The following is an 11642-nucleotide window of genomic DNA, read 5'->3' as shown; positions in this document are numbered from 1 at the left end:
GTGATCCGACTCGTGATCGCCGACGACCACGCCGTCGTGCGCCGCGGACTCACCGGGATGCTCGGCGAGCTCGACGACGTCGAGGTGGTCGGGGTGGCCGCCGACGGCGCGGAGGCGGTGCGGCAGGTGGGCGAGCTGGCGCCCGACCTGGTCCTGATGGACCTGCAGATGCCGGTCATGGACGGCGTCGCCGCCACCCGGACCATCACCGAGCAGTCCCCCGGCACCGACGTGCTGATCCTGACCTCGTTCTCCGACGGCCCCCGCCTCCTCGCCGCCATCGACGCCGGCGCCGTCGGCTACCTGCTCAAGGACGCCGAGCCCGAGGACCTCGTGGCCGGGATCCGCGCCGCCGCCCGTGGCGAGTCGCCGATCGACCCCAAGGCGGCCCGGCACCTGCTCACCTCCCGGGCCACCGGTCGCTGGGCCGAGGAGCAGGCCGCCCCCCGCACGGTGCTGTCGGTCCGCGAGCGCGAGGTCCTCGACCTGGTCGCCGCGGGCCTGGCCAACAAGCAGATCGCCCGCAGGCTCGGCATCACCGAGCGCACCGTCAAGGGGCACCTGACGTCTGCCTTCCAGCGGATCGGGGTCGCCGACCGCACCCAGGCGGCGTTGTGGGTGGAGCGCCACGGCCAACGGTGACCACGGGGGCCGCTACCTCCGGGGAGGTGCGAGTCCCCGGCGCAGGAGCGCCACCGCACCGACGGCGCCGACCGCGCCGGCCAGCCACCAGATCGGTGAGCCCAGGGGGCCTCCGGAGGCCTCGGCCACGGCCGGCGTCACGGCGACCGCCGGGGCTCCCGTGCCCACGACGTCGAAGGACAGCTCACCGACCACGGCGTGGCCGTCCCCGGACAGGACGCGGTAGGTGACGAGGTGGGGACCGGGCGCCGACAGGTCCAGCGGGACCTCGAGGGTCCCCCCTGTGACCGACGGCGTCCCTGCGACGACGTCCTCGCCGGCCGCGCCCCGGACCACCACCTGCTCGGACCCGGGAAGGAGGTCGTCACCGAACACCAGGACGAGCCGGTCGGTGCGCAGGGAGACCGTGTCGCCGTCCCGGGGGTGCTGCCCACGAGGTCGGAGTGGGCCAGCGCCGGCGACGGCGCCGTCAGCAGCAGCGCGAGGACGACGAGCAGCGCAGGGGCCGTGCACCAGGTGCGCCGGCGCCGGAACCACCAGGACCACCGGGCGCTCGGGGGGTCCGCGGAGCCGCCGGTCCGGCGGGGTCGGGCCAGGTCGTGCGGACCGTGGCGACCTGCCGGGCCATGGGGTGTCCTCCGGCGGCCGCGAGGCGGATCCCGTCGAGGAGGTGCTGGGCCCGGTCGCCCTTCACCAGGTACCCGCAGGCACCGGCGTCGACCGCGGCGTCGATCAGGGACGGGGTGCAGGAGGCACTCAGGACCAGCACCCGCAGGGTGGGGTCGAGCGCCAGCAGGGACCGCGTCGCGGCGAGACCGTCGGTGCCGGCCAGGTCGAGGTCCATGACCACCACCTCGGGCCGGGTCGTCCTGGCCTCCCTGACCGCGGAGCGCGCGTCGCCGGCGACCCCGACCACGACGAGGTCAGGCTCGTGCGAGACGAGGACGACCACGGCGTCCCTCACCATCCGGTGGTCGTCCACGAGCATCACCCTGGTCCTCATGTGCGTCCTCCGTCGTGACTGGGTCGTCGGTCGATGGACCGTCCCAGACCGACCTTGGGTCCTCCTGGGTCAGCCCCGGACCAGCGCGGTCGGGAACACCGCCGCCAGCTCCGTCCCCCCACCGGCACGCGGCCCGACGGTCAGCCGCCCCCCGAAGTCGCGCACGGTGTCGGTCAGGAGCCGGAGCCCGAGGTGGCCCGTGGGGCTCGAGGGAGGACGGGGGCCGGGTCCTGCCCCGTCGTCGAGGACGCGCACCACGACCTCGAGCCCGGTCGCCGCCACCTCGATGACGACCTCCTCGGCAGCCGCGTGCTTGACGACGTTGCGCACGCCCTCACGCACCACCCGGTAGGCGAGACGGGCCGCGTCGCTCGGGAGGACGAGGTCGTCGGGGATCGACACCTGTCCGCGCAGACCGGCGTCGCCCGCACAGGTCGCGACCAGCTGCCGGACCGCGGCCGGCAGCCCGCCCCGGTCCAGGTCCGGTGGGTAGACGCCCGTCATCAACGAGCGCAGCGCCGCGACGTCCTGCTCGATCAGGCGGGTGGCCCGCACCACCATCGAGCGCGCCGCGTCGAGGTCGCCGCCCTCCCCCAGGTGTCGCCCGACGGTGGGGAGGGCGTAGACGAGTCCGGAGAGGTCCTGGACGACGCCGTGGTGCAGCTCCTCGGCCATCCGGCGCTGCTCCAGGTCCGAGGCCAGGAGCGCGTGACGCATCATCACGGCGCGTTCGGCGTGGGCCCGGTGCACCTGTCGGCTCAGCGACACCGCCAGCGGCACGACCAGCAGCAGCAGCAGGACCAGCGACCCGACGATGAGCGGCACGAAGGTGGCCACGATCGCCCGGGTGTTCTCCTCCATCGGCGCGGTCGACAGGTAGGCCTCGACGACGAGCGGCTCCCCGGTGCGGTCGGTGGTCCCGACGTACACCTCCAACAGCTCGCGCTCCTCCCGCTCGCCGAGGTTCTCCGGACGGTCCAGCCCGGAGAGCTCCGCGGTCACGCCCCGGGTGCCGAAGAGGGCGGCCACGTCCTGGGTGAGCGCGAACCGTCTCCCGACCATCTCCTGCTGGTCGGACCAGATCACCACCCCGTCGACGTCCCAGACCTTGACGTGCCGGACGCTGCCGTCCCGCATCCGGGCCGCCATCACCGCCGTCAGCTGGTCCGCGGCCCCGGGTGTCCGCGCGCGGACGTCCTCGTCGACCAGCGGAGCCACCAGCCGTTCGGCCACGCCGGCACCCTGCTCGCGGGCGTCGTCGAGGGCCTGGTCCCGCGCGACGCGCTCGGCTATCCCCAGCGTCGCGAGGACGACCAGCGCCATCGCGACCAGGCTGAGCAGCAGGAAGCGGGACAAGGCCCTCCGCACCGCGGTGTCGGCGTCGTGGACGGGTCGGGCACGACGGCCCGACCCGCCTCGCTCAAGGAGACCTGGTCGGAGCACCGAGGAGCCCGTGCCTGCCCGCGATCGCGACCGCCTCGAGCTGCGAGTGGGCTCCCAGCTTCGCGAGCAGCGTCTTGACGTAGCCGCGACAGGTGTGGACCGAGAGGTCCAGGTCCCGGGCGATCTCGGTGACGTGGCGGCCCTCGGACAGCAGCTGCAGGACGAGGGCCTCCCTCGGCGTGAGCGCGGGGTGGCGCGGCGACCGTCCCCGCCCGTCCTGCTCGAAGACGAGCGAGCGCAGCAGGTCGGCCGGGACGAAGAACGCACCGCGGCGCGCGGTGCGGAGTCCGCCCAGCAGGTCCCCCAACGAACCTCCCTTGGGCAGCAGGGCGCACGCGCCGGACGAGGCCGCCCGCTGCATCACCCCGAGGTCTCCGTGCGCGGTGAGGACGACCACCCTCAGCGAGGGCCGGCGGGCAGTCAGCTCGGATGTCAGCTGCAGACCGTCCTCGTCCCCGTCGCCGAGATCGACGTCCATCAGCACGAGGTCGGGTTCGTGGCGTGCGACCTCGGCGCGCGCCTCCTGGACGTCGTGGGCGGCGCCGACGCACTCGAGGTCGGTCTCCGCCTCCAGCGCCAGGCAGACCAGCTCGGTGAAGGTGCGGTGGTCGTCGACGATCAGCAGGCGTGCACACGTCGCCGGCACGACGGTCGGATCGACCAGGCCCAGTCTCGGCATGTAGGTGCTCATCTCCGTTCGGTGTGGCGACGAGGCTCCCGAGCGGACGCACCCATGGCACCGCGGGCGCCACCGACCTGTCAACGGGCCGGGACACCTTCGGGACCACCTTCGGGACCTCGTGCCCCACACCGTCGGGACCTCGTCCCCCAAGGATCAGGACGCGGCGGCGAGGCGGACGGCGACCTGCCACCAGCCGGCGTCCCGGTCGGCCACCTCGAGGTCCCCGACGTCGCGGTCCGGGACCGCCAGCACGGCGTCGCGCAGCAGCCGCATCAGCAGCCGGACCTCCTCCCGGGCCTCGGCGGCGCCGTGGGCCGGCACCGCGCCGTCACTGCGCAGCAGGTCGAGGTACAGGTTCGTCGTCTCCGGGCTCGGGTCGGTGCCCAGCTCCTCGGCGAGGCGCTCACGGACCTCGGCGTACGCCCGGAGCGCCTCGGCACGCCGCCCGGCTGCGGCCAGTGCCCTCATCAGGGTCCGCCACACGCCCTCGGCCAACGGGTCCCGGCGCAGCGCGGCACGGGCGTGCCGGACGGCGAGGTCCGGCTGCTCGAGGGCGAGACCGCACGACGCCGCCAGTCCGTGGAGGCCCACCAGCTCCCGCCGCAGCGTCTCCCGCTGGTCGTCGGCCCAGCCGGCCTGCATCTCGTCGCCCAGCAGGTCGCCGTGCGCGAGGGACAAGGCCTCCTCCACCAGGGGGAGGCACGTCGCCGGGTGTCGGTCGGCCTCGGCACGGCGAGCCAGGGCCCGGAACGTCGTCAGGTCGACGTCGACGGAGGAGAGGTCGAGGAGGTAGCCCTGCGGGACCGTGACGATGCCACGGCACGCGGACCCCGTCGTGCCGAGGTGCCGCCGGAGCAGGCAGACGTAGCTCTCGAGGGTCCCGGTCCAGCTTCGCGGCGGGCAGCCCGCCCAGAGCAGGTCAGCCAGGACCTCCTTGGACACCGGACTCCCCGCGGAGACCGCGAGGATCTCGAGGATCTGGCGCGGTTTGACGCCCCCGAGACCGCTCCCGTCGACCGTGCCGTGCGACATGACGACCCGTGTCTGTCCGAAGATCTCGACGTGCATGGCCTTCCCCTCTCCCGCATCCCCCCCGGGAGCACCTCCCAATCTGCCCGCCGCCAGGACGTGCCGGCACCCGCAGGTGGTGGGGTCGCGCCCCCGAATCGGGGGGAGGTCCTTCGACCCGCCCCGCCGCGCGCCGGCCGAGGTGGTCGCGGCGCGCGGCGGGGCCCGCTCAGCGGCGTCGGAAGACGAACCCGGTCGTCCGTCCGCCGACGGCACTGACCGCGCTGACGGTCGTCGTGGTCGCGGGGGGCGTGACCGCCCCGGCGCCACGGAAGACCCAGACGCCGGCGGCGTCGACCGTCGCGAACCCCAGCACCCGCCCGGTGAGGGCGCTGCCGAGCACGACCGCGACCCGCTGACCGGCTAGGACGCTCGAGGTGCCCGAGACCCGCCACTCCCTGCCCGCCCGGAACTCGGCCGCGGTCACGCCCAGGGTCTCCGCGCCCGGCGTGACCACCACCTCGTCGGTGGCCTCCTGACCTCCCTGGCCCGTGACCGTCAGCCGCAGGACGACCGGTTCGTCGCTCGGCGCGTAGGTCGGGTTGGGCCCGGTGGTGCTGGTGGGCAGGCCCATCGGGGGCATCACGAAGGAGGCACCGGGCGTGGTGGCCCCCGTCAGGGTCACCGGCGGCCCGCTGACCCTCGTCCAGCGCATCTCGTCGACCAGGGTGCTGCCGGCGCCGTCGAGCCGCACCGTGGACGTGCGCCGCACCGTCTGGTCCGGGCCCGCGTCAGCGGTCGGAGCCGGGGCGGGGTCCGCCGGGTCGGGTGCCACGACGGTCACCGCGACCACCACCGGCTCGCTGGTCCCGGCGGGCCCGCTGACCACGAGCTCGAAGGCCAGGGGCCCGGTGTAGCCGCCCGGAGCGGTGAAGGTGGCCACCGCGGTCCCCGCTCCGGCCAGGACGACCCGGTTGGCGTCGGTCACCGGGACCTCCACGGTCGAGGGCTGGGTGCCGGTCGTGCCGTCGGGCAGCGTGACCTCGACGTCCTCGGTCACGGTGCCCGGGACCTGGCGCCAGGCGTAGGTCTCGATGGTGCCGGTCGACCCGGTGCCGGTGAGCGTGACGCGCTGGCCGGGGGCGGCGTCGACCGGGTTCGCGAAGGCTGCCGCCACCGGCAGGTCGGCCTGCATGCCGTCCCCGCCGGTGGTCACCGGCACCGTGGTGGTGCCGCCCTTGTCCGAGGTCACCGTCACCGTCGCGGTCGGCGCGACGGTGCTGATGCTGACGGTGCCGTCCACCAGCGGCTGACCCATCACGGTCAGGCGCCCGGGGGTCGAGTCCTGGTCGCTGGAGGACGCCGACACGGTGAGCAGATCGCTGTCAGCGTCGTAGCGGGCGCCGGTGACGGTCACGACGTCGGTCAGCACGGCCTGCTTCTGCGCCACCGGTCGGTCCCCGGCGTTGAGCACCGTCAGCGTCCGCCCGTCGGGCTCCCGGTCGACGGCGAAGCGGCCGTAGTAGACCCCGCGGTCGCCCTCCATCGCGGTCTCGACGAAGCCCAGCCCGGCGTCCCGCACCCGGATCGACTGTCCCGCGTCCGAGGTCGCGTACACGTCGACGAAGCCGCGCCCGTCCGCGCCGACGCTGTAGGTCGCCGCCCGGACGTCGACGCCGGCGTTCGTGGCGAGCCGGCCCTGCACGCTGAACAGGTCGGTGCGGGCCAGCTCGGTCCACCCACCGGCCGGGTCACGCTGCTCGACGGAGACGTAGTCGGTGCCGTAGGGGCTGCCGACCACCGGGTGCGGGACACCGGGGTCGCCGACGTACCCGGCCGGGGCGGCCGGGGCCACCGCGGGGTCCCAGGTGAGGAAGGGGCCGATCCTGCTGGACAGGGCCTGCCCGAACACGCCCGGGGTGGTCCCGATGTCCTGGGTGTAGTTGATGCCGTCGCCCTCGACCTGGAAGACGTCCACGCCGTAGGGGTGGGTGACGCGGTACTCGCCGTCGGCCAGGCCCCGGTCGCGGATCCGCACCCGGCCGAAGACCATCTGGTCACCGTCGACGACCTCCTCGGCGGCCCACGCACCCTCGAGGTCCATCCCGATGCTCATGTCGACACCGTTGCCGGCGAGCTCGGCACCGGCCAGCTGGTAGAAGAACTCGCCGGGGAAGTTGTCCGGGTACGAGACCGGGGAGCCGGGGTCCGGGACCTCGTCGGGCAGGGTCGCGCACAGCGGGTCGTCGAGGGTCGTGCAGGCCTCGAGCCGCACCCCGTTGCTGTCGCGGTACCAAGCCGGGAACCCGTGCTCGGCGGTCGGGCCGACCTCGGTCAGCCGCCCCGTCCGGGCCTTGAGCGAGCCGTCGGGCTCGGTCGGTGCGACCGGGGCACCCTGCGCCCCCACCGCGAGGGACACCACGACGAGCGCCGCGACGACGACGGCCAGCACCCGCCGGCGGGAGTGTCCGCGGTCGCGGTTCCTGGTCGACCTGGGTGCTGCCATGGCGCTCATCTCCTCGGTGTGGGTGCAGCCGACGTGCTGCGACCCGCCCAGCGTGCGGGGGGACCTTGGGCTCACCTCGGGCCGCCACCGCCGTCCTGCGGGCCTCCCCCAGGTTTTCCCCACCGGGCCCGGTCACGGTTCGGGCATGGCCCTGATCGCACCCCCGACCCGGACCCCCGTGCGCGTGCGGGCCTCCGCCGCCCTCGCTGTCGCCGGTCTGGTGGTCACCGGTCTGGTGGTCGCCGCGACCAGTGGCGGGGTCGCCCTGCTCGCGGCGGGTGGCGCGCCCTCCGACCTCCCACCGGGCATCGCCGACCCGGGACCCGTGGTCGGCTGGGGCGCTCCGTTGGTCGACCTCCTGGCCCTGGTGGCCGCGGCCGCGACCGTCGGGGCGCTCCTCGTGCCGACCGTGCTCAGCCCCGGGGACGTCGTGTCGTCGGCGCGTGCGGGCCGCACGGCGCGCCGCGCCGCGGCGACGTGGACGGTCGTGGCCCTCCTCGGACACGTCCTGACGGTGTGCGACACCCTCGGCGTCCCCGTGTCGGGCGTGCCCGTGGCGGCGCTGCTGCCGTGGTCGGCCGCCGGTGTCATCACCCCTGCCCTGGTCGTCGCCCCGCTCGCCGCGCTGGTGGCGACGGGGGCCGGCGCCGCTGCCGGCCGCCGCCGCGCCGCGGCCCTGGTCCCCGTCGCGCTCGCCGCGGCGCTCGTGTCCCCCGTGGCCGGTCACGTGGCGTCGGCGGAGGACGCGGGGCTCTCCCCGGGGGGCCTGGTGGTCCACGTGGCGGCGGCCCTCGTCTGGGTCGGCGGCCTGGCCGCCCTGCTGCTGCTCGTGCGCGCCGACGACGCGCTCGCGGTCGCCGTGCCCCGGTTCAGCGCGCTGGCGCTCGTCAGCTACACGGCCCTGGCCGGGTCCGGGCTCGTGGCGGTCTCGGCCTCGCTCCCCTTCAGCGGCGTCGCCTGGCAGACGGCCTGGGCCAGCGGGTACGCCGCGGTGGTGGCGGCCAAGGCCGTCGTCCTCGTCGTGCTCGGCGTCCTCGGGGCACGACACCGGCGGGTGACGGTCCCCCGGGTGGTGGCACGGGAGCCCCGGGCCTTCCGGCGGCTGGCGGTCGCCGAGCTCGGGCTGATGGCCGTCGGCGCCGGTCTGGCGACCGCGCTGGCCCGCACCCCGCCGCCGGCCCGTGGGGTGGTGGGCCACGACGGTGCGACGGTGGAGCGGCTGTCTCCTGCGGTGCTGGTCACCACGTGGCGACCCGACGCGGTGGTGCTGGTCGTGCTCGGGACGGCCGTCACGGCCTACGTCCTGGCTCAGCGCCGAGCCCGCACCGGGGGCAGGGACTGGCCCCGGAGCCGGACCCGGTGGTTCCTCGCGGGGGCTGGGACGGCCGGCGCGGCCCTGTGCTCGGCCCTCGCGACGTACGCCCCGCTGCTGCTCAGCGTGCACCTGGCCCAGCAGCTCCTCCTGCTCCTCGTCGTCCCGCCGCTGCTGCTGATGGGACGCCCGGTCGTGCTGCTCCGCGACGCCACCGGCCGGGAGCCGCCCACCGCAGCCCGTCGCCTCCTGGCCGCACCGCCGACCGGCGCGCTCGCTGCGTGCGTCCTGCTGACGGTCGTCCACCGGACCCCGGTGATGAGCCTGTCGCTGGGCTCGCCCTGGTGGCACCTGGTCGTGGTGGTCCTGACCCTCACGTCCGGCCTGGTCCTGTGGTGGCCGGTGCTCGGGCGGAGCACCCGGAGCGCCGGCCGGTCGCCGAGTGGGCCGGGTGGCTGCTGCCCGTGGTGGCCTGCCTCGGGGTGCTCGCGCTCCAGCTCCGCGACGCCGACGACCTGCTCGCCTCCGCGTGGTTTCTCGAGCTGCGGCTCGGCTGGGTGGAGCCCGCAGCCGACCAGCGCCTGGCCGGGGCCCTGGCCGGGCTGGCGGCACTTGCGGTCGCCTGTGTCGCCGCGGCAGCGGTGGTGGCGGCCACCAGCCGGGCCTCACGTGCGCGCCCGGCACACCCTGGGCCTGACCGGGGTCAGGGGCCGAGCAGCACCGTGCCTCGCAGGTCCTCGGCGTCCACGGCGCCGTAGTCACGGGAGTCCACGGAGTTGCCCCGGTTGTCACCGAGCACGAACACGTGCTGACCGGGGACCTCGAAGGTCCGGCTGTAGTACCCGTCGACCGTCGCAGGGTCCACCCACGGCTCCTCGACCGGCGCCCCGTCGACGTGCAGCACCCCGTCGAGGACCACGACGGACTCCCCCGGGAGCCCGACGACGCGCTTGATGGTGCGCCGGCCCTCGCGCGGGTCGGCGAACACCACGAGGTCGCCGTGCGCGAGGTCGTCCACGTCGGGCGCCCACCGCGAGACCAGGACGACGTCGCCGGGCTCGAGCGTGGGCGCCATGCTGGCCGAGTCGATGCGGACGGGGGTGACCACGGACGTCCGCACGGCCCACACCAGACCGGTCGAGCCTCCGACCACCAGGGTCAGGGCCAGGGCCGCCGCCCCCGGTCTCACTGCGGCGGTGCCGCGAAGACGGGGTGGTTGGGGTGCGTGGGCGAGAGGTCGACCGTCCCGTCCGCCGCGGCGACGAGGAACTGACTCATCATGTCGTGGTCCTCGTGGGCCAGGTTGTGGCAGTGGATCATGTAGCGCCCCCCTGCTCACCGGTCGCGCCGGCCGGACCGGTCGAGCGTCCGTCTGGGTAGGCCTGGGGTGCGATGCGGTAGAGCACCAGCACCTCGACGATCTCGCCCTCCCCCACGTAGACGACGTCCTTGGGGCCCCGCTCCCACGGCTGCACCCGCCCGGCCCCGCCCCGACGGCTGACGATGCGGAAGTCGACCAGGTGGATGTGGAGGGGGTGGAACCAGCCACCGGACTTGTTCTCGATCCGCCAGATCTCCGCCTCCCCCGGCCTCGGCGGGTCGCCGCTGTCGTCGGCGAAGAGGTTCCACCCGGAGGCGACGACGTCCTCCCACGTGTGGCCGTTGATCATGAACTCGTTGGTGAGGTCGTCGTGCTCGAGGTCGATGTCGCGGGTGCGGCGCGCCGCGGACACCGGCACCGTCATCACCGGGTTCAGCTCACTGCTCGGCGGCGTCGGCACGGTGCCCCACCGGTCCTCGGTCGACTCGCCGGTGACCCGCAGCTGCAGCACCTTGCCGGTGTACTGGTAGTCGCGGTTGTTCTTGTTGCTGGCGTTCCGCAGCTCGACCCGGTCCCCGACCCGGCAGGTGCCGAGGTCCACCATCACCTCGTACCGCTCGGCGCCGGCATGGCGCCAGCTGGTGACACGTTGGGGCGCCGTGACACCGCCGTCCGTGGCCACCACCCAGGTCGGCACCGTGGCGCCCGTGCGCGTGTTGACGAACCGCAGGGTCATCGAGCGGGAGAGCGTGGCCATCAGGACCCGGAACCGGTAGAAGCGCCGCTCGACCTCCAGGTAGGGCCACGGCACGCCGTTGACGGTGATCACGTCGCCGTAGAGCCCGGAGTGGTCGCGGTCGAGGTAGGCCAGGGAGCCGTCCTTGGCGAAGATCGCGTCGCTGACGGTCAGCGGGACGTCGTAGCGACCCTGGGGCAGGTTCTCGGTCTCCCAGGCGTTCTTCAGGTGGTACTGCGCGACCATCCCGCTGTAGACGTTCCAGGCGGTCTGGTGGGCGCCGTGGTCGTGGTACCAGAGCGTCCGGGGTCCCTGGTGGTTCGGGTACCAGTAGTCCTTGGCCCGCCCGGGGAGGGAGACGTCGTTGGCGTACCCGTCGAACTGCGGCAGCGACGCCGACCCGTGCAGGTGGACCGACGTGGCGACCTCGTGCCCGAAGGTCGGGTGGACCGGGGGCAGGTCGTTGGTGACCCGCAGCCGGACCCGGGTGTTCTGCGGGACCCGGATGACGGGCCCGGGCACCGTGGGTGCCGCACCCGGGGCGGCGTACCCGAAGACGGTGGTCAGGGGCGAACCCGGGTCGAGCACCTGCGCCGACGCCGAGCGCTCGCTGAGGTCGAAGTGCCAGAAGTCGCCGTGCTCGTCGCTCATCGGGGTCGGCACGAGGACGGGCGGCAGGGGCATCCGGCGCGCGAACCGCGCCGGCTTGGGTGCCGTGCTGATCCAGTCGGCCGTGCTGGCCGCCTCCCCCAGCGGCAGCGTCATCCCGAGCGCGGCCACCCCGACCCCTGCTGCGCCGATCTTGAGTACGTCACGACGGTTGAGCGATGTCATCGGAGCCCCCTTGGCGGCGCGCCCTGCGCGCGCCTCGACCTGGGCACCGAGCGTGCCAACCCGGCCTTGGGCTCACCTTGGAGCCGTCGGGGCGGCCGGCGACCCGAGGCGGCGCCCCAGGACCGAAGTCCTGCTCGTCGGTGGACCCGCGCCCC

General features: G+C 74.7%; 10 protein-coding genes and 1 pseudogene. 2 read left to right on the top strand and 9 right to left on the bottom strand.

Annotation, left to right across the window (positions count from 1 at the left end; all coding sequences use genetic code 11):
* Complete coding sequence (locus ENKNEFLB_RS10795; RefSeq protein WP_214059187.1) at nucleotides 1-642, top strand: response regulator; 642 nt, start codon at nucleotides 1-3, stop codon at nucleotides 640-642.
* A 12-nt stretch (nucleotides 643-654) separates the two neighbouring features.
* Here ENKNEFLB_RS10795 and ENKNEFLB_RS10790 read toward each other — a convergent pair whose 3' ends face one another.
* The 6 genes from ENKNEFLB_RS10790 to ENKNEFLB_RS10765 all read right to left on the bottom strand — a co-directional run bounded on the left by ENKNEFLB_RS10790 (nucleotide 655) and on the right by ENKNEFLB_RS10765 (nucleotide 7284).
* On the bottom strand, nucleotides 655-1155 hold the full coding sequence (locus ENKNEFLB_RS10790) for a copper resistance CopC family protein (protein ID WP_214059186.1): 501 nt from the start codon (nucleotides 1153-1155) through the stop codon (nucleotides 655-657).
* Nucleotides 1112-1645, bottom strand: a complete 534-nt coding sequence (locus tag ENKNEFLB_RS10785; protein ID WP_214059185.1) for a response regulator — start codon at nucleotides 1643-1645, stop codon at nucleotides 1112-1114. Before ENKNEFLB_RS10785 ends, ENKNEFLB_RS10790 begins: the two co-directional genes overlap by 44 nt.
* A 69-nt stretch (nucleotides 1646-1714) precedes the next feature.
* Nucleotides 1715-3001 (bottom strand): sensor histidine kinase, encoded by a 1287-nt coding sequence (locus ENKNEFLB_RS10780; RefSeq protein WP_214059184.1) that lies wholly within the window; start codon nucleotides 2999-3001, stop codon nucleotides 1715-1717.
* Nucleotides 3002-3065: 64 nt separating this feature from the next.
* Nucleotides 3066-3779, bottom strand: coding sequence for a response regulator transcription factor (locus ENKNEFLB_RS10775; RefSeq protein WP_214059183.1), 714 nt, complete (start codon nucleotides 3777-3779; stop codon nucleotides 3066-3068).
* Nucleotides 3780-3923: 144 nt separating this feature from the next.
* Nucleotides 3924-4838 carry an AfsR/SARP family transcriptional regulator gene (locus tag ENKNEFLB_RS10770; protein ID WP_214059182.1) on the bottom strand — a complete coding sequence of 305 codons (915 nt, stop codon included), beginning with the start codon at nucleotides 4836-4838 and terminating at the stop codon, nucleotides 3924-3926.
* A 169-nt stretch (nucleotides 4839-5007) separates the two neighbouring features.
* Complete coding sequence (locus ENKNEFLB_RS10765; protein WP_214059181.1) at nucleotides 5008-7284, bottom strand: hypothetical protein; 2277 nt, start codon at nucleotides 7282-7284, stop codon at nucleotides 5008-5010.
* Here ENKNEFLB_RS10765 and ENKNEFLB_RS23165 point away from each other — a divergent pair.
* Nucleotides 7283-9016, top strand: a pseudogene (locus ENKNEFLB_RS23165) (cytochrome c oxidase assembly protein); the annotation flags it as partial. The gene ENKNEFLB_RS10765 and the pseudogene ENKNEFLB_RS23165 overlap by 2 nt on opposite strands.
* 283 nt (nucleotides 9017-9299) lie before the next feature.
* Here ENKNEFLB_RS23165 and lepB read toward each other — a convergent pair.
* From lepB to ENKNEFLB_RS10750, 3 genes are read right to left on the bottom strand one after another with little or no spacing between them, the layout of a single operon-like run.
* Nucleotides 9300-9749, bottom strand: coding sequence for a signal peptidase I (lepB, locus tag ENKNEFLB_RS22540; RefSeq protein ID WP_338040969.1), 450 nt, complete (start codon nucleotides 9747-9749; stop codon nucleotides 9300-9302).
* Nucleotides 9750-9781: 32 nt separating this feature from the next.
* A complete protein-coding gene (locus ENKNEFLB_RS22885) occupies nucleotides 9782-9916 on the bottom strand; it encodes a multicopper oxidase domain-containing protein (RefSeq protein ID WP_214059179.1) in 135 nt (44 codons plus the stop codon).
* Nucleotides 9913-11487 (bottom strand): multicopper oxidase family protein, encoded by a 1575-nt coding sequence (locus tag ENKNEFLB_RS10750; protein WP_214059178.1) that lies wholly within the window; start codon nucleotides 11485-11487, stop codon nucleotides 9913-9915. Before ENKNEFLB_RS10750 ends, ENKNEFLB_RS22885 begins: the two co-directional genes overlap by 4 nt.
* Nucleotides 11488-11642: the final 155 nt, after the last annotated feature.

The sequence above is a fragment of the Nocardioides aquaticus genome (assembly GCF_018459925.1).
Classification (GTDB): Bacteria; Actinomycetota; Actinomycetes; order Propionibacteriales; family Nocardioidaceae; genus Nocardioides; species Nocardioides aquaticus.
Note: the sequence above shows the minus strand (reverse complement) of the source record. Positions and strands in the feature narration are given on the sequence as shown.